At 71.0% G+C, this 19,865-nt stretch carries 19 protein-coding genes; 4 read left to right on the forward strand and 15 right to left on the reverse strand.

All coding sequences use genetic code 11. The annotated features are described in order from the left end of the window. Window positions 1-904: 904 nt before the first annotated feature. Window positions 905-1,534 carry a guanylate kinase gene (gmk, locus tag LXT23_RS46205; protein WP_253986928.1) on the reverse strand — a complete coding sequence of 210 codons (630 nt, stop codon included), beginning with the start codon at window positions 1,532-1,534 and terminating at the stop codon, window positions 905-907. Then, window positions 1,531-2,409: a YicC/YloC family endoribonuclease gene (locus LXT23_RS46210; RefSeq protein WP_253986929.1), complete on the reverse strand. Its 879-nt coding sequence runs from the start codon at window positions 2,407-2,409 to the stop codon at window positions 1,531-1,533. Before LXT23_RS46210 ends, gmk begins: the two co-directional genes overlap by 4 nt. 83 nt (window positions 2,410-2,492) lie before the next feature. On the opposite strand from LXT23_RS46210, the gene LXT23_RS46215 reads away from it, so the two are divergent. Further along, window positions 2,493-3,599 carry a glycosyltransferase family 9 protein gene (locus tag LXT23_RS46215; protein WP_253986930.1) on the forward strand — a complete coding sequence of 369 codons (1,107 nt, stop codon included), beginning with the start codon at window positions 2,493-2,495 and terminating at the stop codon, window positions 3,597-3,599. Between the two features lie 3 nt (window positions 3,600-3,602). On the opposite strand, the gene LXT23_RS46220 is transcribed toward LXT23_RS46215, so the two are convergent. The 10 genes from LXT23_RS46220 to LXT23_RS46265 form a co-directional block, all read right to left on the reverse strand. Continuing rightward, window positions 3,603-3,794, reverse strand: a complete 192-nt coding sequence (locus LXT23_RS46220) for a Trm112 family protein (protein WP_253986931.1) — start codon at window positions 3,792-3,794, stop codon at window positions 3,603-3,605. A gap of 3 nt (window positions 3,795-3,797) precedes the next feature. After that, the gene (locus LXT23_RS46225; RefSeq protein ID WP_253986932.1) at window positions 3,798-4,286 is read right to left on the reverse strand and encodes an adenylyltransferase/cytidyltransferase family protein; all 489 of its coding nucleotides are present in this window, start codon (window positions 4,284-4,286) and stop codon (window positions 3,798-3,800) included. Further along, window positions 4,283-5,296, reverse strand: coding sequence for a bifunctional heptose 7-phosphate kinase/heptose 1-phosphate adenyltransferase (locus LXT23_RS46230; protein ID WP_253986933.1), 1,014 nt, complete (start codon window positions 5,294-5,296; stop codon window positions 4,283-4,285). The genes LXT23_RS46225 and LXT23_RS46230 overlap by 4 nt, the downstream gene beginning before the upstream one ends. A 31-nt stretch (window positions 5,297-5,327) precedes the next feature. Then, entirely contained in the window at window positions 5,328-6,440 is a 1,113-nt protein-coding gene (gene lpxK, locus LXT23_RS46235) for a tetraacyldisaccharide 4'-kinase (RefSeq protein ID WP_253986934.1), read from the reverse strand. Next, window positions 6,437-7,465 carry a glycosyltransferase gene (locus LXT23_RS46240; RefSeq protein ID WP_253986935.1) on the reverse strand — a complete coding sequence of 343 codons (1,029 nt, stop codon included), beginning with the start codon at window positions 7,463-7,465 and terminating at the stop codon, window positions 6,437-6,439. The genes lpxK and LXT23_RS46240 overlap by 4 nt, the downstream gene beginning before the upstream one ends. 4 nt (window positions 7,466-7,469) lie before the next feature. Beyond that, window positions 7,470-8,477, reverse strand: coding sequence for a glycosyltransferase family 4 protein (locus LXT23_RS46245; protein WP_253986936.1), 1,008 nt, complete (start codon window positions 8,475-8,477; stop codon window positions 7,470-7,472). Further along, on the reverse strand, window positions 8,474-9,757 hold the full coding sequence (locus tag LXT23_RS46250; protein WP_253986937.1) for a 3-deoxy-D-manno-octulosonic acid transferase: 1,284 nt from the start codon (window positions 9,755-9,757) through the stop codon (window positions 8,474-8,476). Before LXT23_RS46250 ends, LXT23_RS46245 begins: the two co-directional genes overlap by 4 nt. A gap of 19 nt (window positions 9,758-9,776) precedes the next feature. Further along, window positions 9,777-10,946 carry a PHP domain-containing protein gene (locus tag LXT23_RS46255; RefSeq protein WP_253986938.1) on the reverse strand — a complete coding sequence of 390 codons (1,170 nt, stop codon included), beginning with the start codon at window positions 10,944-10,946 and terminating at the stop codon, window positions 9,777-9,779. A gap of 152 nt (window positions 10,947-11,098) precedes the next feature. After that, a complete protein-coding gene (locus LXT23_RS46260) occupies window positions 11,099-12,883 on the reverse strand; it encodes an ABC transporter ATP-binding protein (RefSeq protein WP_253986939.1) in 1,785 nt (594 codons plus the stop codon). A gap of 2 nt (window positions 12,884-12,885) precedes the next feature. After that, window positions 12,886-14,769 carry a DUF4388 domain-containing protein gene (locus LXT23_RS46265; RefSeq protein ID WP_253986940.1) on the reverse strand — a complete coding sequence of 628 codons (1,884 nt, stop codon included), beginning with the start codon at window positions 14,767-14,769 and terminating at the stop codon, window positions 12,886-12,888. A 58-nt stretch (window positions 14,770-14,827) separates the two neighbouring features. Here LXT23_RS46265 and lpxB point away from each other — a divergent pair, with 58 nt between their 5' ends. Genes lpxB through LXT23_RS46280 form a run of 3 tightly spaced genes read left to right on the forward strand, consistent with a single transcriptional unit; the run spans window position 14,828 to window position 17,342 of the window. Then, window positions 14,828-15,979, forward strand: a complete 1,152-nt coding sequence (gene lpxB, locus LXT23_RS46270) for a lipid-A-disaccharide synthase (RefSeq protein ID WP_253986941.1) — start codon at window positions 14,828-14,830, stop codon at window positions 15,977-15,979. A 17-nt stretch (window positions 15,980-15,996) separates the two neighbouring features. Then, the gene (locus LXT23_RS46275) at window positions 15,997-16,701 is read left to right on the forward strand and encodes a polyprenol monophosphomannose synthase (RefSeq protein WP_253986942.1); all 705 of its coding nucleotides are present in this window, start codon (window positions 15,997-15,999) and stop codon (window positions 16,699-16,701) included. 14 nt (window positions 16,702-16,715) lie between these two features. Further along, a complete protein-coding gene (locus LXT23_RS46280; protein WP_253986943.1) occupies window positions 16,716-17,342 on the forward strand; it encodes a MarC family protein in 627 nt (208 codons plus the stop codon). Here LXT23_RS46280 and LXT23_RS46285 read toward each other — a convergent pair. The 3 genes from LXT23_RS46285 to LXT23_RS46295 all read right to left on the reverse strand — a co-directional run bounded on the left by LXT23_RS46285 (window position 17,335) and on the right by LXT23_RS46295 (window position 19,862). Beyond that, the gene (locus LXT23_RS46285; RefSeq protein ID WP_253986944.1) at window positions 17,335-17,802 is read right to left on the reverse strand and encodes a hypothetical protein; all 468 of its coding nucleotides are present in this window, start codon (window positions 17,800-17,802) and stop codon (window positions 17,335-17,337) included. The genes LXT23_RS46280 and LXT23_RS46285 overlap by 8 nt on opposite strands. A gap of 26 nt (window positions 17,803-17,828) precedes the next feature. Further along, a complete protein-coding gene (locus tag LXT23_RS46290) occupies window positions 17,829-18,851 on the reverse strand; it encodes an OmpA family protein (protein WP_253986945.1) in 1,023 nt (340 codons plus the stop codon). Window positions 18,852-19,058: 207 nt separating this feature from the next. Beyond that, a complete protein-coding gene (locus LXT23_RS46295) occupies window positions 19,059-19,862 on the reverse strand; it encodes an LpxI family protein (RefSeq protein ID WP_253987030.1) in 804 nt (267 codons plus the stop codon). Window positions 19,863-19,865: the final 3 nt, after the last annotated feature.

Below are 19,865 nucleotides of genomic sequence, written 5' to 3' on the forward strand. Positions count from 1 at the left end.
TCTTCTACTTAGGCTTGCTATTTGGTTTTCAAAGACCGAGTCGCTTGTACCACCCGCGACTTTTTGCTACTGTTTGCTTCCTGCCGCCTGCCGTTTTCAACCGGCGGGGCCGCAGTTTCTATTCAAGTCCGCGTCCGTTGTCAACTTCGACTTTCGCGTCCTTGGGGCCTTCGGAGTCCTCAGCGCCGCCCAGTGGCTTCCGCTGTTTCTTCCGAGGGGCGCGGCTTCTACCGCTTCGCCGCCTCCCGTGTCAACCGCTGCTTCGTTGACTTTCCCAACCGGGCTGCCCGCTCTGCTGCTTTCGGGCTGCGCTTCGTCGGGGTCGCGGCTTCTACCACCACCGCGTCTTCTGTCAACTCGCTGCGTTGACCGCCATATTCCGTCTTGTGCCTGCTGCCCACCCGGAAGTGCCTTCCGCGCCAGTGCGCGGGCTTCCGTGTGAGGGGCGCGGCTTCTACCACCGCCGCGTCTTGAGTCAACCGCTTCCTGCCGACCACTTCATCCCAGCTCCGACTCCCTTGAGTCGGCTACCCGCTCCACCACCATCGACGCCCGCCGGTTCACCACCACCATCTGATCGACCATCTATGGAGCGCTGCGCCAGATGTCAACTCGTTGTCACACGAGCCGCTCCGTCTGCTCCCGGGCTCAGCAGAAGCTCTCCATAACGGAGGGCTCCGAACATCGACCCGCGGTCTTATTCGTTCTTGCTCAGAGAACCTCAGCGCTTGAAGCGCGCTGACTCCGGTGGGTGACGCTGTGTGTCGCCGGAGGTGGGCGGCTTATCCACCAACTCCTTAGGCGGCGCAAGAAGTTTGATTCCCACCACTCGCGCCCGGCACGACTGCAGCCCGTCCAGGTAATGGGGAAAACCACCCTCCCCTACTGGCCCATTCCCGGAGCGTCAGCCTCCGACGCCCAGGCCCAGGTTCGACACGTCCACCCTTCCGCGCCTGCAGCGCTCGGCCACCACCACCGAGCGCAGCTCGCTGTAGGCGCGCTCGAAGTCGTCGTTCACCACGATGTAGTCATACGAGGCGATTCCGCGCTCCATCTCCGAGCGGGCGGCCAGCATCCGGCGGCGGATGGTCTCATCCGAGTCCGTCTTCCGGTCCCTCAGCCGCCGCTCCAGCTCCTCCATGGAGGGCGGGAGGATGAAGATGGTCACCGCGTCAGGGTGCTTGCGCTTGATGGCCTGCCCGCCCTGCACGTCGATGTCGAAGATGGCCGCACTCCGGCGCGCCCTCGCGTCATCCACCGCCGACTGGGGGCTGCCGTAGAAGTGGTGGTGGACCTCGGCCCACTCGACGAACTCGCCCTTTTCAATCTTCGACTGGAAGGTGGCGACGTCGACGAAGTGGTAGTCCACCCCGTCGCGCTCGTTTCCGCGAGGACGCCGGGTGGTGACGCTGATGGAGAAGACCGCGTCCGGCGTCTCCCTGAGGAGTCGGTGGGCGAGGGTGGTCTTCCCCGCCCCGGAGGGCGCGGACAGGACGAGCAACAGACCCGGCTGGAGGATGGTGGGCGCGTTCATTCGACGTTCTGGACCTGTTCGCGGATGCGCTCGACCTCGGCCTTCATCGAGACCACGCGCGCGGAGATCTCCGCGTGCTGGCTCTTGGAGCCGGTCGTGTTCACCTCGCGGTGCATCTCCTGCACGAGGAAATCCATTCGGCGGCCAGCAGGCTCGCTGCTCGCCATGAGGGCTCGGAACTGCTCGAGGTGGCTGGCGAGGCGGGTGACCTCCTCGGCGATGTCCGTGCGCTCGGCGAAGAGGGCCACCTCCTGCGCCAGGCGCTGGGGGTCCACTGCCACGCCCCGCGCGAGCTCGGCGATACGGTCCGTGAGCCGCTGCTGGTACTCCTGCACGGCGCGCGGTGCGAGGTGCGCCACCTCCTGGCTCCAGCCCTCCAGCAGCTTGAGCCGGGCATCGAGGTCCGCGTGGATGGCCTCGCCCTCGACGAGGCGCATCTTCTCCAGCGCCGTGAGCGCCTGCTCCAGGGCGGCCTGCAGCGCCTGGGTCGCGGACTCCAGGTCCACGACCTTCTCCTCCAGGCGGACGACGCCAGGCTGGTTGGCCACCTGGGACCAGGCGACCTCTCCCACCAGCCCCAGCTCCTTGGCGAGCTCTCGGAAGGCGCGCACGTACTCGCGCGCGAGTGCCATGTCCACGGTGGGGACGGTGCCAGCCGCGGTGGGCGCCTGCCGCTTCACGAGCAGCTCTACGGAGCCACGGGCCAGCCTGTCCTTCACCTGCTTCGTCACCACGGGCTCCAGCGACGAGAGCTCTCTGGGCAGGCGCGCCTTCACTTCACAGAACTTGTGGTTGAGCGAGCGCAGCTCGACGGAGACTTCCTCGTCCCCCACCCGCGCGCGGCCCGCTCCAAACCCGGTCATGCTCTTCAGCATTGGGCGGTTGCTAGGGGCTTTCTGTCCCCAGGTCAAGCCGCACGCTTGCACCCCTCATAGTTCTGTGTAGGGTCCGCCGCGAGATGTCCTGGCACAAGCGGCTCGAGTTGTGGGCGAAGCTGGCGCTGGCGCTCGTGGCGTCCGCCCTGTTCTGGCGCCCGGGCCGCAGACGCCGCCCTGGGAGTTCCCTGCCCGTCCCCCGGAAGGTGCTGCTCGTGCGGCCCGACAACCGCGTGGGCGAGGCGCTGCTCACCACCCCATTGCTCCGGACCCTCAAGGCGCACGTGCATCCCGCTCCGGAGGTCCACGTCCTCGTACATGCGAAGGTGGCGCGCGTGATGGCGGGCCATCCGGACGCGGACGCGGTCATCGCGTTCGACCGGCGCCGACTCTGGCTGGGCCCCCTGGCGCCCGGGCTCCAGGTCCTTCGTCGCGCCCGCTATGACGTCGTGGTGGACTGCGCCAACTGGGAATCCCCCTCGGTCACCAGCGCGCTCGTCTCGCGCATCGCCGGGCCGCATGCGGTGGTCATCGGTCCCGACGTGTGGCCGGTGTCCCGCCTCCACTCGCTGTCCGTGCCCGCCCGCACGGACACCCGGAACGAGGCCGTGCAGCGCACGCACCTGCTCACGCCCCTCACGGGCGGCACCATGGTCCGCACCCTGTCGTTCCGCGAGCCGGCCGTGGGTCCCGCCATCCGCACGTACCTGGAGGCGAACGCCGGCACCGCATCTGCGGTCATCAACCCCGGCGGACGCCTGGGTCCACGACGGATTCCGCCCCAGGCCTTCGCCGCCGCCGCCCGGACCCTGCTGGAGATGGGGCGCGTTCCCATCGTCACCTGGGGCCCTGGAGAGGAAGAGCTCGCCCGCACCGTGGTGGACGCCGCTCCAGGAGCCCGAATGGCCCCCGCCACCAACCTGGACGAGCTGGCGGCCCTCATGCGCGCCGCCGGCCTCACCGTCTGCAACAACACCGGCCCCATGCACCTCTCGGTGGCCGTGGGGGCTCCCACCCTGGCCTTCTTCCTCCGGATGGACATGGAGCGCTGGGGCCATGCCTATGCCCCCCACCGCATGGTGGACCTCACCGCGCTCGTGGATGGCTCGGGAGGACAGGGCCTGGAGGCTCGTGCTGCCGACGAGGTCCGGGACTTCGCCGCCGCGCTTTCCCACGCGGGCGGCCGGTAGACGTCACTCGCCAGGAGGGAGTGGAGAGACGGTCCGCTCGGGCACCATCCGAGGGACGCCCTCTTCCACGGGCCAGGTGAGGTGACAGCGCGGGCAGTGGACCTCCGAGCGCATTGCGCTCTCGGCCACCTCGAGTGGGCCCTTGCAGTGCGGGCAGCCCAGCACGTCCTTCAGCACTGCCTCCAATGGGGGCATGGGCTACTTCGCACCCTCACGGCCGAGACGCCGGGCGAGGTCCGTGGTGCTGTGGTCCTTCGGGTCACCCGACACCGCCGTGCGGCCACCGTAGGCGCGAACCTCGTCCGCCTCGGGGATGCTGTCCGGCGTGTAGTCCGTGCCCTTCACGTGCACGTCCGGCTTCAGGGCCCGGATGATGCCGCGCACGTTGGGCTCATCGAAGATGAGCACCCGGTCCGTGCAGGCGAGCGCGGCCACGAGCTCCGCCCGCTCGGCCTCGGGGATGTAGGGGCGCCCCGGGCCCTTGTACGCCCGGGTGGAAGCGTCCGAGTTCACCGCCACCACCAGCACGTCCGCGAGCGCCCGAGCCCCCTCCAGATAGCGCACGTGGCCCACGTGCAGCAGGTCGAAGACGCCGTTGGCCAGCGCCACCGTTCGGCCCTCGGCCCGCCAACGCTCGCGCTCCTCGGCAATCCTCGTGAGCGGCTGGAGCTTCTCCATGGTGTTCATCGCGCGTTCCTCAGCTCTTCCAGCAGCTCATCCCGAGACACTGTCGCGGTGCCCGGCTTCTGCACCACCAGCGAGCCCGCCACGTTCGCCAGCCGTGCCGCCTCGCCGAACGAGGCCCCCGCCGCCAGGGCCAGCGAGAAGGTGGCAATCACCGTGTCCCCCGCGCCCGTCACGTCCACCGCCGCCTTCGCGCCGTACACGGGGATGTGGTCCACCCCACCCTCGGCGTCGAAGAGCGTCATGCCATGCCGGCCCCGTGTCACCAGCAGGGCCCGGCACTGCAGCCTTCGCACCGCCTCGTGCCCGGCTTCCAACAGGTCCGCCTCCGTGCGCACCGGACGCCCGGCGAGCGCCTCCAGCTCCGGCTCGTTGGGCTTGCACACCGTCAGGCCCGCGAAGGACGACAGCGCATAGCGGCTGTCCACGCAGACGGGCAGGCCGTCACCGGCCAGGCGCCGGAGCACCTCGCGCACCTCTTCACCCAGCACGCCCGCGCCGTAGTCGGACACCACGACCGCGTCCGCATCCTTCGCCGCTGCCTCCACCTGCTTCGCGAGCGCCTTGCGCATGCGGGGTGGCAGCGCCCCCCGCTGCCCCCTGTCCAGTCGCAACATCTGCTGGCGCGTGGTGCTCACCCCGCCCGCGAGGATGCGCGTCTTCGTCTCCGTCTCGATGCCGCGCCCGCTCACCGCGTGCAGCCGGATGCCGGCCTCCTCGAACAACCGGCGCAGCGCGCTGCCCATCTCGTCGACACCCAGCGCGCCTACCGCCGTCACCTGCCCGGAGAGCGCCCGGACGTTGGCCGCCACGTTGGCGCCGCCGCCCAGCTTCACCTCCGCGGACTCGTAGCGAACGATGAGGACTGGCGCCTCACGGCTGACCCGGTCCGTCTGTCCGTAGATGTAGTGGTCGGCGACCAGGTCCCCCACCAGCAGCACCCGACGGCGCGCGAAGGTGAGTGGCAGGCGAGTGGGCGAAGACAACGAGCGAGCGGGCGAGACTGCGGCCATGGCGGCGGTTTGTCCCACAGGGCCCCTCGCCTCACAAGTCGCGCGGCATGTCCGTCAGCCCGAGCGCCCGGCGAAGGTGGGACTCGCCCTCCAGCACCTCCACCCCCAATCGCACCACCCATGCCTCGAAATCAGCGGGCAGGCGCACCGCGTCCTTCTCCGTCGTCACCACGCGCACGCCCTGCCGCGCCGCTCGGGCGGCCACGTCACGAAGCTCTTCCCCCGTGAAGCGGTGGTGGTCCGGGAAGAGCGCCGCGTCGCGGACCTCGGTGCCGAGAGACTGGAGCGTCCGCAGGAAGCCCCCTGGCCGGGCGAGCCCTGCCAGTGCGAGCACCGGCTGCCCGGCCAGTGCTCCCGTGGGATGGACCTCGCCCGAGGGAGACAGCCAGGCCGTGGGCCGGTAGTTCGTGCGGACCCGGGGGATATCGGACGCCATGGGCAGGAGCGGGCCTGCCAGCGCTCCTTGCGATTCCCCAGGGACGGCCGCCGCGCGCACCCACAGCAGCGTGGCCCTGCGCAGAGACGAACCCGGCTCACGCAACGGACCGCGCGGGAGCATGTGGCCATTGCCGAGGCCTACCGATTCGTCCACCACGACGAGGTCCTCGTCTCGGGCGAGCCGGCGGTGCTGGAAGCCGTCGTCGAGCAGCACCGTGTCCAGACCGAACTCGTCGCGCGCCCGGTACGCCGCGGCCACACGGTCCGCTCCCACGAACAGACGCGCCTGGGGACACCGGCGCGCGAGCAGCAGCGGTTCGTCTCCCGCCTCATCCACGGAGGGCAGGGGCTCCGTTCCGATGAAGGTCAGCGGCTCTCGCGAGCCCCGCCCGTAGCCCCGCGTGAGGATTCCCACCTTGCGACCCTCGCGGACCAGCAGCTCCGCCAGGTGGAGCACCGCCGGCGTCTTGCCCGTCCCCCCCACGTTGAGGTTGCCCACGGAGATGACGCGCAGGCCCTCCACACGGTGGGCACGCAGCACACCCGCGTCGTAGAGCGCCCTTCTCAGCGTCACCGCGACCGCGTAGGTCCACGAGAGGGCCGTCAGCGGAGACAGGAGCGCGCGGCGTCCCCAGGGCTCGGGAGCCGGCGGGTAGAAGACCCGCTCGATGGCCGTGGGGGCGTTGGAGGATGGCGCGGTGCTCACCGGGCTTGCCTCACCCGTTCATAGAGTTCGAGCACGGCTCCGGCGATTCGGGCGTTCGAAGGGTGCGCCACCGGGGCACACTGCCCGGAGAGCGCGGCGGCGACCACCGCGGCTGGCGTAGGGGAGGCGACTCGCGCATCGGCCAGGTCAGGCAGGGCGCCCTCCTCCACCGCCACCACCCGCACTCCGCACGCCCTGGCCTGTGCTGCGGCCCTCGCGCTCCAGTCGTTGCCCAAGCCGAGCAGCCACACCTCGTCCAGCGCCCTCAGCCAGCGCGCGAAGGCTTCTCCCTGCTGGTAGCCCGCGAACGTCACCGCGTCCGACAGGCCCAGCTGATCTACCTGCCTCCGCGTCGCCTCCAACAGCGCACCGTCACCCACGAGGACGAGCCGGGCCTGCGGCCGCTCCCTCCGGTACAGGGCGAAGGCCTCCACGCCCACCGCGTGACGCCGCGAGGGCTGGAAGGTGGAGACCATTCCGAGCAACGGCGCCCCCGTGAGCCCCAGCTCGCTTCGCAGCGCCTGCCGGTCATCCGCCAGGTGGAACCGTGGGTCCACCAGTGCGGGTAGGACCTCAGCGGTCCTCCCCTTCTCCCGCAGCCGGGGCAACAGCACGCTCGCCGGCACCGTGTAGGCGTCCGCCGCGGGCAGCGAGGCGCGCAGCGAGCGCGGCGCATGGAGCGAGCGCACCAACACCGCCCCCCGGGGCCGGCCCCACCTCGCGAGCAGGTGGTCGTGGCTGAAGTGCGAGTGCACCACGTCCAGCTTCCTCGCCTTCAGCTGGCGCAGGTCGCGCCACATCGACCAGGGAGGTGACTTCACCGACAGCTCCAGGCCTCCCTCGTCCAGCAGCCCGAGCTCCCGGAAGCGCGGCACCGCGGGCTCCTCCGCCGGCACGTCCTTGCGCCGCCGGTCCACCGCCACCGTCACCTCGTGGCCGGCCTCGCGCTGCGCCAGTGCCAGCAGCGCCACGTTCTCCGCGGGGCCGCTGAAGAAGGGACTCGCCAGCAGGTGGAGGATTCGCATCCGCTCAGCGCTCCACCAACGTCCGGTACAGGTCTCCCAGCGCCCGCGCCTCGTGCTCTACCCCACAGCGACGGCGCGCCTCCTCCGCCGCGTTGCGCCCGACCTCGCGGGCTCGCTCCGGCTCCCGCATCAGCATGGCCAGCAGCTCGCGCAGGGCCTTCACGTCCCCTGGCTCGAAGAAGAAGCCCGTGCGCCCGTGCTCGATGAGCGTGTCCAGGTACGGCAGCTTCGACGCCACCACACAGCACCCTGACGCCATCGCCTCCACGTGCACCAGCGAGTACCCCTCCGCATACGACGGGTGCACCAGCACGCTCAGCCCCTGGTACCAGGGCTCGATGACGGACTGCTCTCCCGCCAGCGACACCCGGTCCTCGAGGCCCGCACGCAGCCCGTTCACCCAGTCCAGGTCCGGCCCCTTCGCCAGCCCCACCAGCACCGCCTTCCACTCCGGGTGCTGCGGCAACAGCGGACGGACCGCGTCGAGGAAGTCCCCCTGCCCCTTCTCCTTCCGGATGCGGCCGATGACGCCCACACCGTAGCGCCCGCCCTGGCCGAGCCGGCGCCACGCTTCGTCCCGGTCCTCCGGCGGGTGGAAGCGCGTCAGGTCGATGCCGTGCGAGATGACCGTCGAGGGCAGCGCGATGACCTCCGCCACCTGCCGCGTCAGCGAGACGAGCGCATCCGCGCCCCGGGCAAGGAAGCGCGTGAAGCTGGTCGGCGCCATCGAGGTGTGCCTCGTGAAGACCAACTTCACCTGACGGCCCAGCAGCTTCAGCACCATGCCCGCCAGCAGCTCGTTGTTCCGGTGCGCGTGCCAGACCACTGGCTCCGTGCGAGCACGACGGAGCAGTTCGGGCCAGGTGATTCTCGGGAGGCCGTCGTTCAGCCCCGAGCCCATGACTCGCGTCTCCGAGCCCGTGTCACGGGTCAGCGCGGGCACCACCGACTCCACGTGGCGCGTCACCCCCGTGTACCGCTTGTGGAAGTGCGGGTGGATGATGAGCGTCATCGTGGGTCCGGCCTCCCGTGCGGAAAGAGCGTCGTCATCGCCTCCGCGTTCCTCTCGCTCGCTCCGGAGATGCGCCGCACCGTCGCCTGGGCCTGCTCCCCCAGTGACTCGAGCCGCTCCGGGGACGCGAGCAACTCCGCGAGCACCGCGTGCAGGGCCTCGCCGTCCGATACCTGCACGCCGCCGTGTCCCGTCAGCAGCTCCACGCTGTCCCGGAAGTTGTCCATGTGCGGCCCGTACAGCACCGGCTTCCCCTGCCCCGCGGGCTCCAGGATGTTCTGCCCGCCCCGCTTCGTGAACGAGCCTCCCACGAACACCACCGTCGCCAGCCGGTAGGCCCTCGACAGCTCGCCAATCGTGTCCAGCACCACCACTGGCGCGCGCTCGGGATTGCCCTGCGAGCGCAGCCCCACGCCCAGCCCCACCTCACGCCCGAGCGCCACGATGCGCGCTGCACGGTCCACGTACCTCGGAGCTATCACCAGGCGCAGGTCCAGCCACCGCTCCCGCAGCCGCCGGTAGACTCCGAACAACACCTCTTCTTCGCCCTCGTGCGTGCTCCCCGCAATCCACACGCGCGCGCCCGGCTCCAGGCCCAGGGCGCCCCGCAGCGCTTCGTCCTCGCGCACGGGCCCCGAGGCCTGGGAGTCGAACTTCGTGTTGCCCGTCACCCGGACCCACTCCGGTCGCGCGCCCAGGCTCCGCGCCCGCGCGGCTTCCTCTTCCTGCCGCATCAGCATGAGGTCCAGGTCCTTCAGCGGGTTGCCGATGAGGCGGAAGAACCACTGGTACTTCCCCACGTTCGCCGGGGAGAACCGCCCGTTCGTCATCACCACCCGCGCCCCACCCCGCTTCGCCGCCCGGATGAGGTTGGGCCAGATCTCCGTGTACTCCAGCACCAGCAGGTCCGGACGGATGGCCCGCACCGCCCTGCGCGTCGCGCCCCAGAGGTCGTAGGGCACGTACACCACCCCGTCGATCTCCTTCGCCAGCCGGCCCTTCGCCATCGCGTAGCCGCTGTCCGTCATCGTCGACAGGATGAGCTGGCACCCTGGGAAGTGCGCTCGCAGCGGAGCGAACATCGGCGACAGCGCCAGCAGGTCTCCCGCGCTCGCGCCGTGCAGCCACAGCACCGGGCCCTCGCCCCGCGTGGGGAGGTCCTCCGAGCCGTAGAAGCCCAGCCGCTGCATCAGCCCATGACGCGTCTTCCGGTGCAGCGAGAGCACCGGGAACAGCAACGCGAAAAGCACGTAGGTGGCGAGGATGTACAGGAGGCGCATGACGGCTCCGCGCCCTCTATCAGATGCCCGGTCCGCGCGGCAGCACGCGCACGGGACTCGGGACTATCCATGGCCGCCACTCCGTCCCCAGGAAGCGCCCCGGCCCCCGGGCCCACACCTCCACCCGCACCGCCCCCTCTCCGGTCAGCTCCACCGACCTCCCGTCAGGCTGCAACCGGCCCTCACCCCAGACCTCCACCCGGACGGAGCCCTCCTCCGGGGCGCCAGGCAGGCGCACCCGCAGCACCTCGCCCACCCGGGCCTCCCGCCGCTCCGGGTCCAACCCCTCGAGCGCGAAGCCCGCTGGCTCGCCCAGCGCACGGAAGGAACACAGCGCTTGCCCGCTTCCCAGCGCCCGCGTCACCCGCGCCGCGGCTTCGCGCGCGTCCTCTGGCAGAGGTGAAGGCACGCGCTCCGGGGGCAGGTACATCGCCATGGATTCGAAGACCGCCTCGTACGACGGCAGCCCGTGGGCGTCGTGGGCGCAGAAGGCGATTCGGGGCCGCTCTCGGGTCAGCTCCAGGAAGCGCTCGCCGGGCTCCGGCTCCGGGGAGACCAGCACCATCACCCCGTGCCCCGGGTTGCCCAGGTACGCGCCCACAGCGGGCAGCAGCCGGCTCACCGGACTCCGCACCGCCTGCCGGAAGAAGGTGTCCGCCGAGTACAGCTCGAAGCCCGGCACCTCGCGCGCGCTGTCCGCGTCCTTCCAGGGATTGCGCCGCTGCACCGGATGCGCGAGCACCGACGTCCCTCCCGCCGCTGCCACTGCCTTCACCGCGTCCCCTGGCGGCATCCACTGGCGCATGCCCTCCAGCCGCCGCTCCATGCCGAATGCAACGAGGTGACCCGAAGAGGTGGAGATCTCCACGCCGGGCACCAGCAGCACGCCCTCTGCCCACGTGGGCGCGGGCGGGGCGAAGTCGTTGTGGTCGGTGAGCACCACGAAGTCCAGGCCCGCCACCTTCGCCGCGCGGGCCACCTCCAGCGGCGAGCCCCGTCCATCCGAGCGCGTGGTGTGGACGTGGAAGGCGCCGCGCACCCAGGTGGGGGCGCCCTCCACCGGCGGCACCACCGGATAGCTCGCACAGGAGGCAGGCATCGCGAAGAGGCCCGCCACGCCCAGCAACATCAGCCCGAGGCCCAACACCCCCTGGACTCCCTTCGCCACCACTGTCCGGACCCGGCTCATTCCACGCCTCGCTCAGTGGGCCGGATGCCCGGTCCTTCCAGCACGCCTCGATGCACGGAGCGGCCCGGCCCTGGCTCGCACCGTACCCTGTCAGGGCCGCCACACCGCGCGCATTTCAACGGCGGTTCATGATGCACGACAGCGGCAATCCCTCACGCCGCGCCGCGCTCGGACGGGCCCTCCGTCTGCATCTTCCACAGCGCCGCGTAGCGTCCACCCTTCTGGAGCAGCTCCGCGTGCGTGCCACTCTCGACCGCGCGGCCCGCCTCCATCACATGGAGCACGTCCGCGTTCACCACCGTGGACAGCCGGTGCGCAATCACCAGCGCCGTCCTCCCGGGCAGCACCGCCGCCAGTGCAGCCTGCACCTCGCGCTCGCTCTCCGGGTCCAGGCTGCTCGTCGCCTCGTCCAGCACCAGCACCGGCGCCCGCGCCAGCACCGCCCTCGCGATGCACAGCCGCTGCCGCTGGCCACCGCTCAGCGTCACGCCTCGCTCGCCGATGCGCGTGTCGTAGCCTTCCGGCAATGCCCTGATGAAGCCGTCCGCGTGCGCCACCTTCGCCGCTGCCTCCACCTCTTCCCTCGTGGCGTCCGGCCTCGCATAGCGGAGGTTGTCCAGCACCGTGCCCTGGAAGAGCAGCGGCTCCTGCGTCACCAGCGCGAACTGGGCTCGCACGCTGGCCGCCGTGTACCGGTTCGCGTCCACCCCATCCAGCAGCAGCTGCCCCTTCTGGGGCCGCTCGAAGCGCAGCAGCATCGACGTCACCGTGCTCTTGCCGCCACCGCTTCCGCCCACCAGCGCCGTCACCTGCCCTGCCTTCAGCTCCAGCGTCAGGCCATCCAGCGCGCGACGCTCTCCATAGGAGAAGCGGACCCCCTCCAGCACGATGCTCCGCGACAGTGTCGGCGCGGGCACCGCGTCCGGCGCGTCCTCCACCGGGTGCTTCAAGTCCAACAGCGCGTAGAGGCGCTCTCCCGCCGCACCCGCCTGCACCGCGAACTGCGTCACCCGGCCCAGCTCCTTCACGGGCTGGTACACCAGGATGACCGCCGTCAGCAGCGACAGCAGCGCCTCGGGCGGAATGAGCCGCGCGCTCGCCGCGTAGGCCAGCGCGCCTGCCAGCGCCGCCGCCGCGAGCACCTCCATCAGCCCTGGCACCGCCCCCCGCGCCCACGCCGCGCTCACCACCGCCTTCTCGTGCGCCTTCGCGTGCGCTGCGAAGCGCGCCAGCTCCGCCTCCTGGCCGTTGAAGGCCTGAATCGTGCGCAGGCCTCCCAGCCCCTCGTGGAGCTGCCCCGCCAGGTTGCCGAGCTGCGTCTGCCCCTCACGCGTCCGCTTCAGCACCTTGCGCATCAGCCGCGAGGCCGGCAGCGCCGCCAGCGGAATCACCAGCAGCATCACGCCCCCCAGCAGCGGGCTCAGCGAGAGCACCACCGCCGTCAGGACGACAATCTGCACGCTGTCGCGCAGGTACGCGCCCACCGTGTACATGGCCGCCGCTTCCACCGCGTTGACGTCCGACGAGAAGCGGCTGAGCAAGTCGCCCATCCGCTCGCGCGCCAGCTGCGCGGGCGACAGCGACGTGAGCTTCAGGAACAGGTCGCGCCGCAGGTCCTTCACCACCCGCTGCGCGAACAGGCCCATGAAGTAGAACTGCGTCAGATACCCCAGCCCCTTCGCCACGCCCACCACCACCATCACCAGCGGGAAGCCCCATAGCGCGGCCTCGCGCGGCAGGTCCGCCAGCCAGGGCACACGCTGTGCGCTCGCGAAGCCCTCCTGCCCTCCCGACAGCAGGAAGCGCAGCGCCGGGCCCGTCAGGTACGCATACGCCCCCGTGGCCAGGCCCACCGCCGCCATGCCCACAAAGGCCAGCACGAGCACGCCAACGTGGGGCCGCGCATAGCGCAACAGCCGCAGCAGGATGTGACGCATGACTAGCGCCCCACCTTACGCAGTGCCGCCTTCGCGAGCTGGGAGTACGGGTTGTACTCCAGCACCTTCAGCAGCTTCTTGCGCGCCAGCGGCGCGTCACCCAGGTCCGTGTCGATGATGGCCGCGATGATGTGCAGCCGCTCCACGTACGGCCCCAGCGACAGCGCCTTCTTCAGCACCTTCTGCGCCTTCTGCGCCCGCACCAGCGGAGCCCCCGGCGCCGCCATGTACGTCGCCCAGGCCAGGAACGCGTAGTACTCCGGCTCCTCGGGGTTGAGCGTCACCGCCTCCTCGAAGGCCCGCATCGCCGTGGGGAAGTCGCGGCGCTTCAGCGCGGACTCTCCCCGGCGCAGCGCAATCTCCGCCTCCACCACCACCGCCGTGTTGCGCCCCACGTCCAGCCGGCTGAAGAGGTACTGGAGGTACGCCTTGCGCTTCTCGTCCACGCTCAGCACCCGGTACGAGGCCGAGAGCTTCTCCTGCACCGACTCCAGCAAGTCCCTCAGGTCCGAGATGTCGAACTCGGCGTATGTGTCCGGATGGAAGCGCATCGCCGTCTCGTGGTACGCGCGCTCCACCGCCTCCGTGTCCGCGGCGATGTCCAGCCCCAGGCTGCCGAAGTAGCTGCGGGTGATGATGCGCACCGCCTCCTCACGCAGCGAGGCCGCCGTCTCCGGTGGCAGCGCCTTGCGCTTGCGGGGCGCAATCCGGTCCGGCAGCACCGCGTTGGACAGCACGTCCGTCCCCGTGGCCACCGGCGTCGGCGAGAAGGTCACCCCGCCCGTCAGCTTCAGGAACCACAGCAGCGACACCGCCGTGCCCAGCTCGCCGCGCCCGTGCGCCAGCAGGTCCCTCAGCACGATGCGCCCGTTGACCTGCATCGCAATCTTCAGGTCGTCCGTGTCCAGCGCCATCGCCTGCAAATCCCGCCCGAACTCGGGCGAGCGCACCGGGTACTCGCCCAGGTTCGCCCGCAGCGACGCCGCCATCACCTTCAGCGGGAAGCACCGCCGCGCGCCCGCCAGCACCGGCGCCAGCGGAGGGACTTCCACCGCGGCCACCTCTTTCGTGAACTCGTCGCCCGAGTAGAAGGCATAGCGCCCCTCGCGCATGCCCAGCACCCGCTCCAGCCGGTCCTTCGTGTAGTCGCGCAGCAGCTGCAACAGCTCGTCGCCCGCCGCCTCCACGCCCACGTCCGCCAGCGCCGCGCCGATGCGCAGCCCGGAGCCCAGCGCCTCCACCAGCCGCTCCGCCTGCACCGCGGTGAGCACCTGGCGGTCCAGCAGGAAGCGGGGCAGCGAGTCCGCCTTCGCGGACGAGTCGTAGCTCACCGCCGCGCCCCGCAGGAAGTACACCCGCCGGCTCAAGTCCCTGTGCGCCACCACCAGCACGCCGTCCCGGCGCAGCCGGTAGAGCGAGTGCAGGAGGCCAGGCAGCGGGTAGCCCCGCAGCTCGCCCGAGTTCACCGCCGGCCGCGACAGCGTGGCCGCCAGCCCGGTGAGCGGCACGGCCTGCGCCGCGCGCACCAGCGCCTCCAGCCGGGGCACCAGCTCGCCCGGCTTGAGGGGGTCCGCCACGTACGCGTTCACCTTCAGGTCCAGCACCGCCGCCACGCCGCGCGCCCGGCCCAGGTGCCCCTTGTCGATGGCGACGATGGGCACCCGCCCACCCTGGCTGTGCGCCCGGATGAGGTGCACCACGTGCGCGTTGTCCACCCGGGGCAGGTCCACCGACAGCACCACCACGTCCGGGTTGTCCGCGGCGAAGTGCTCCATCGCCGTCACCGGGTCATTCACCGCGCGCACGGTGTACCCGGCCTGGGAGAGCAGGCCCTTCAGGTGCTCGAGCGTGGGGGGATGGCTCTCGGCGAGCAGAAGCGTCTTCAAGGGTAGCTCACTCTACACCTTCACCCGCTCGCGCATCAGGTACGATGCGCGCCCCCTCATGACGCCCCCGCCCCGCATCCTCGTCGTGGCCGGCGAGGCCTCCGGTGACACCCACGCCGCCGAGCTCGTCGCCGCCCTCCAGGCCCGCCGTCCGGACCTCACCTTCTTCGGCATGGGCGGCTCGCGCCTGGCCGCCCGGGGGGTGGAGCTCCTCTTCGACGCCCGCGAGGTGTCCGTCATGGGCATCACCGAGGTGCTGCCCCGTATCCCCCGGATCTTGCAGATCCTCAAGGGACTGACGGCCGCCGCCGCCGAGCGCCGCCCCGACGTCGCCATCCTGGTGGACATCCCCGACTTCAACCTGCGACTGGCGGAGAAGCTGAAGGCGCTGGGAGTCCCAGTCGCCTACTACGTCTCCCCCATGATCTGGGCCTGGCGGCGTGGCCGGGTGCGCACCATCAAGCGCCTGGTGGACCGGATGCTCTGCATCCTCCCCTTCGAGGAGGAGTTCTACCGGGAGGCCGGCGTCAGCGCCCGCTATGTGGGCAGCCCCGTGGTGGAGCAGGTCCCCGCACCCGACAGCCCCGCCGCCTTCCGCGAGCGCCTGGGGCTGGTAAAGGACGCCCCCACCCTGGCGCTGCTCCCCGGCAGCCGGATGAGCGAAATCCGACGTCTGCTGCCCACCATGGTGGACGCGGCGAAGCGGCTCGCCGCCGAGCGCCCCGGGCTCCAGGTCGTCGTGCCCGTGGCGCCCACCATCCCCCGCGAGGAGGTGGTGTCCCGGTTCGAGGGCAGCGGCTTGACGCCCATCCTGGTGGAGGGCCAGGCCCCCGAGGTGGTCGGCGCCAGCGACGCGGCGGTGGTGGCCTCCGGTACCGCCGTACTGGAAGCCGGGCTGATGCAGCGGCCGCTCGTCGTCGTGTACCGGGTCTCCCTCATCACGTACTGGGTGGGCCGGCTGATGCTGAAGGTGGCCTTCGTCTCGCTGGTCAACCTGCTGGCCGGCAGGAAGGTGGTGCCGGAGCTGCTCCAGGGCGAGATGACGCCCGAGCGCATCGCCGAGGAGGTCCGCCGGGTGTGGGTTCCCGGGGCGCCCCGGGACGAGATGCTGCGCGGGCTGGCGGAGATGCGCGGGCGCCTGGGGGAGAACAGGGCCGCCACCCTGGCGGCGGAGGCCGTGCTGGAGCTACTGCCCCCGCGCTCCATTTAGGGTATGTCGGCCGGGTCATGAACCCTGCCCTGGTCTGCATCCCCACGTACAACGAGCGAGAAAACATCGAGGCCATCGTCCAGGCGGTGCTGAAGGCCGACGCCCGCGTGGACATCCTCGTCGTCGACGACAACTCGCCCGACGGCACGGGGCAGCTGGCGGACGCGCTCGCGGCGAAGGACTCGCGCGTGCGGGTGCTGCACCGCGAGAGGAAGGAGGGCCTGGGCCGTGCGTACCTCGCCGCCTTCCGCTGGGCGCTGGCCCAGGGCTACACGTACATCCTGGAGATGGACGCGGACTTCAGCCATGACCCGCGCTACCTCCCCGGCTTCCTCGACGCGGCCCAGGCGGGCGCGGACCTGGTGCTGGGCTCGCGCTACGTCACCGGCGGCGGCACGGTGAACTGGGGCGTCGGGCGGCAGATCATCAGCCGCGGTGGCAGCCTCTACGCCCGCTCCATCCTGGGCGTGGGCATCCGCGACCTCACCGGCGGCTTCAAGTGCTTCCACCGCCGGGTGCTGGAGTCCATCGACCTGGATGCGGTGAAGAGCACCGGGTACGCGTTTCAAATCGAGCTCACCTACCGCACCCTGAAGAAGGGCTTCACCGTGCGAGAGATTCCCATCGTCTTCGAGGACCGCCGCGTGGGGCACTCGAAGATGAGCAAGAAGATCTTCGCCGAGGCCCTCACCATGGTGTGGAAGCTGCGCATCAAGGTGTAGCCCGAGGGCCTTCCATGTCGGGCTACCTGTCGCTGTTCCTGGTGTCGCTGTCGGCGGTCTTCTTCGTGGTGGACCCCATCGGCGTGGTGCCGCTGTTCCTGGCGATGACGGCCGGGGACTCGCCGGAGAAGGTGCGCCGCACCGCGATGCGGGCCTGCCTGGTGGCCTGCGGGATGATGCTGTTCTTCGCCCTGTTCGGCGGCGTCATCTTCAAGGTGTTCGGCGTGTCGCTGGGCGCCTTCCGCGTGGCGGGCGGCATCCTCCTGCTCATCACCGCGCTGGACATGCTCCGCGCGCGCCCGTCCGAGACGCGCACCACCCCCACCGAGGAGCAGGAGGGCGTGGTGAAGGAAGACGTGGCCATCGTCCCGCTGGCCATTCCCCTGCTGTCCGGCCCCGGCGCCATCGCCACCGCCATGGTGCTGATGGCCAAGGGGGAGACGCTCACCTCCGCCATCCCCGTGCTGGCCGCCATCATCCTGACGTTCGTGGCGAGCTACTTCATCCTCCGCGCCTCCGGGATGATTCAGCGCGTGCTGCGCCAGTCCGGCGTCGCCATCGTCGAGCGTGTCATGGGCCTCATCCTCGCCGCCATCGCCGTGCAGTTCATCGCGGACGGCGGCAAGGAGCTGCTCAGATAGGGCCGGGGCTCGCCACCCAGGCGGGCCCCTGGCGCTTCACCAGCCCCTGCGGCTTGCCCTCCAGGGCCAGGTCCTCCGGGCCGGCGCGGCGCGCGTCGTACGCGTAGCCGTCCTGCACCTCCTGCAGGTACACCACCACCGCGTCCAGCACGTTCTCCTGCACCACCTTGAACGTGGCGTCCCCGCAGAGCGGCTCCTCGCCCGCGAAGAAGCGCTCCAGCATGGACTCCTCCGGGCGGCGCACGTAGACGACCACCGGCGTGGGCTCCTCGCGCCCCTGCGCGGCAATCTCGCGCACCACCTGGGACGGGCCCGGCTCCTTCAGCACGGACTGCACCAGCTGGCACTTCTCGGCTTCCGCCTCCCGCCGCACGGCGACAGGCGCCTGGTGCGCACAGCCCGCCGCGCCCAGCATTCCCAGCCCCAACGACACCCAGGCCATCCGGTGGAATCGGCTCATCCGTGCTCTCCTCAAGTCGATACCCCCTACAGCTTCCGCCACCGGGGAGGGAACGGCGCATGCTGGAGCACCGGGTCCTCCACGGCGATGATGTACTCGGCACGGCGGTTGCCCGCCTCCGCCGTCTCGTCCGGCGTCGCCACCGCGGGCGACTCCTCGCCGAACCCCTCGTAGAACACCGGGACCTTGAGGCCCTGCTTCCGGAAGTACGCGGCCAGGCTCCTCGCCCGCTTCAGCGACAGCTCCCGGTTGGCCGCCGACGCCCCCACCGTGTCCGTGTGGCCCAGCACGTACAGCCGCAGCGCCGCGAAGCGCCCGTACTTCCGCAGCGCCTCCACGATGAGGCCGTGGCTCTTGTCCAGCTTGCCGCGCTCCGCCGCCGGAACGTCCGCGCTGCCGGAGGCGAAGTTCACCTCCTCGTGGGGGATGTCCACCTGCCAGGGAAACAGGTCCACCCCGGCGTAGAACTCCGAGGTGTCGAAGGCCTTGAGCGAGATCTTCATCACCCGCCCCTGGGCCGCCGGCCAGGTCAGCTCCAGCGGAGTGCCCGCCGGCTCGCCCTTGAAGGGCACCTCGCCCTGGAACGCCTTCTCCCCGGTGTCCATCAACACCGTCAGCTCCACCCGCCGCGCCGGCCGCGTCATGGTGAGGCGCAGCTTCCGCTCCGCCACGTCCACGTCCTCCTTGCGCACCGCCACGCTCAGCGGGCCGTACAGCTCCGTGTCGAAGGACAGCGGCATGGTGCCGGACTCGGCATCGGGGAAGCGGACCACCAGCTCGCCCTCGTAGTGGAAGCGCCCTTCAGGCTGCTCCAGCTCGAGGCGCCGGGTGACGCCCGGCTTCCCGCCGCCCTTCAGCTCCACCACCTTGCCGTCGCTGCGCTTCAGCTTCACCTCGAAGCCGGCGATGGGCTCCTCGATGTGGACGAGCAGCGTCGGCAGCGTCTCTCCCAGCGCCGCGCGGCCCTCCAGCGAGACGCGGATGGCCTCCGCGAGCGCCGGGAACGGCAGGGCCAGCGCGAGGCACAGCAGCAGCAGACGGGTCTTCATGGCGCGGTGTCGACCTCCGGCGTCACGGGCTGCGAGCAACAGCAGTCCGCACAGGTGGATTCCTCCGCGACAGGGTAGGACGGGCAGGCAGGCGGCGATACATCGCCCTGGGGGGACGTTTGAGGTGCGACGGTATTCACGCACCCCGGGCCGTCCTCGTGAAGCAGCCAGGGAGGCGAGGCCCGCCCGCCTCCGCTGGTCCCCGAGTCAGGGCACGCCAACGATGGTGATGCCCGCGGCTTCCGCCCCGGCGAAGAGCGCGGGTGCGTCCAGTAGCACCGTGCGCCCTACCTCCAGCGCCAGCACCTTCGCGCCCGTCTCCTTCATCACATCCAGCGTGCGCGGGCCCACCGCTGGCAGGTCGAAGCGCAGGTCCTGCTGCGGCTTGCAGCGCTTCACCACCACCGCGCCAGAGCCACCCAGCTTCCCACCCCGGCGGATGGTCTCATCCGTGCCCTCCACCGCCTCCAGCGCCAGCACGTGGCCGTTGTGCACCACCACCGTCTGGCCCACGTCGGCCTGGCCCAGCAGCACCGCCACCTCGCGGCCCAGGGCCACGTCCTTCTCCTGCGCCGGGTGCAGCTTCGGGCCCGCCAGGTGGCCCTCCGGGCACAGCACCTCGCCGAGGAAGTCCGTGGGGGCGATGATGGTGACGCCGCGCGACTCGAAGTCCGCGGCCACCGCGCGCAGCAGCGCGTCGTCCCGGAAGCTGCGCAGCCGGGAGATGATGCGCACCGCGCCCAAGTCTGGCCGGGCCTCCGCCAGCGCCCGCACCCGGCCGATGCCGCCGGCCATGGCCGCCTGGGTGACGCCGGCCTGACGGAACGCCTTCTGGATGCGGTCCACCTGCCCCACCCGCACCCACGTCAGCGAGCCAACCTCCGAGGCCAGCTCCGGGTCCGTCTCCCCCCGGTGCGCCACGGCCACGACTTCCAGCCCCCGCGCCCGCGCCGCGCGCGCGAAGAGGAAGGGCAGCCGGCCATTGCCCGCGATGAGGCCAATCCGCTCCACCGC

The organism is Pyxidicoccus xibeiensis, assembly GCF_024198175.1.
Classification (GTDB): Bacteria; Myxococcota; Myxococcia; order Myxococcales; family Myxococcaceae; genus Myxococcus; species Myxococcus xibeiensis.

What these genes read in the sequence shown, in the direction of transcription:
- gmk (WP_253986928.1), bottom strand. Translation starts at nt 1,534, where the DNA reads ATGAACGCGCCCACCATCCTCCAGCCGGGTCTGTTGCTCGTCCTGTCC.
- LXT23_RS46210 (WP_253986929.1), bottom strand. Translation starts at nt 2,409, where the DNA reads ATGCTGAAGAGCATGACCGGGTTTGGAGCGGGCCGCGCGCGGGTGGGG.
- LXT23_RS46215 (WP_253986930.1), top strand. Translation starts at nt 2,493, where the DNA reads ATGTCCTGGCACAAGCGGCTCGAGTTGTGGGCGAAGCTGGCGCTGGCG.
- LXT23_RS46220 (WP_253986931.1), bottom strand. Translation starts at nt 3,794, where the DNA reads ATGCCCCCATTGGAGGCAGTGCTGAAGGACGTGCTGGGCTGCCCGCAC.
- LXT23_RS46225 (WP_253986932.1), bottom strand. Translation starts at nt 4,286, where the DNA reads ATGAACACCATGGAGAAGCTCCAGCCGCTCACGAGGATTGCCGAGGAG.
- LXT23_RS46230 (WP_253986933.1), bottom strand. Translation starts at nt 5,296, where the DNA reads ATGGCCGCAGTCTCGCCCGCTCGCTCGTTGTCTTCGCCCACTCGCCTG.
- LXT23_RS46240 (WP_253986935.1), bottom strand. Translation starts at nt 7,465, where the DNA reads ATGCGAATCCTCCACCTGCTGGCGAGTCCCTTCTTCAGCGGCCCCGCG.
- LXT23_RS46245 (WP_253986936.1), bottom strand. Translation starts at nt 8,477, where the DNA reads ATGACGCTCATCATCCACCCGCACTTCCACAAGCGGTACACGGGGGTG.
- LXT23_RS46250 (WP_253986937.1), bottom strand. Translation starts at nt 9,757, where the DNA reads ATGCGCCTCCTGTACATCCTCGCCACCTACGTGCTTTTCGCGTTGCTG.
- LXT23_RS46255 (WP_253986938.1), bottom strand. Translation starts at nt 10,946, where the DNA reads ATGAGCCGGGTCCGGACAGTGGTGGCGAAGGGAGTCCAGGGGGTGTTG.
- LXT23_RS46260 (WP_253986939.1), bottom strand. Translation starts at nt 12,883, where the DNA reads ATGCGTCACATCCTGCTGCGGCTGTTGCGCTATGCGCGGCCCCACGTT.
- lpxB (WP_253986941.1), top strand. Translation starts at nt 14,828, where the DNA reads ATGACGCCCCCGCCCCGCATCCTCGTCGTGGCCGGCGAGGCCTCCGGT.
- LXT23_RS46275 (WP_253986942.1), top strand. Translation starts at nt 15,997, where the DNA reads ATGAACCCTGCCCTGGTCTGCATCCCCACGTACAACGAGCGAGAAAAC.
- LXT23_RS46280 (WP_253986943.1), top strand. Translation starts at nt 16,716, where the DNA reads ATGTCGGGCTACCTGTCGCTGTTCCTGGTGTCGCTGTCGGCGGTCTTC.
- LXT23_RS46285 (WP_253986944.1), bottom strand. Translation starts at nt 17,802, where the DNA reads ATGAGCCGATTCCACCGGATGGCCTGGGTGTCGTTGGGGCTGGGAATG.
- LXT23_RS46290 (WP_253986945.1), bottom strand. Translation starts at nt 18,851, where the DNA reads ATGAAGACCCGTCTGCTGCTGCTGTGCCTCGCGCTGGCCCTGCCGTTC.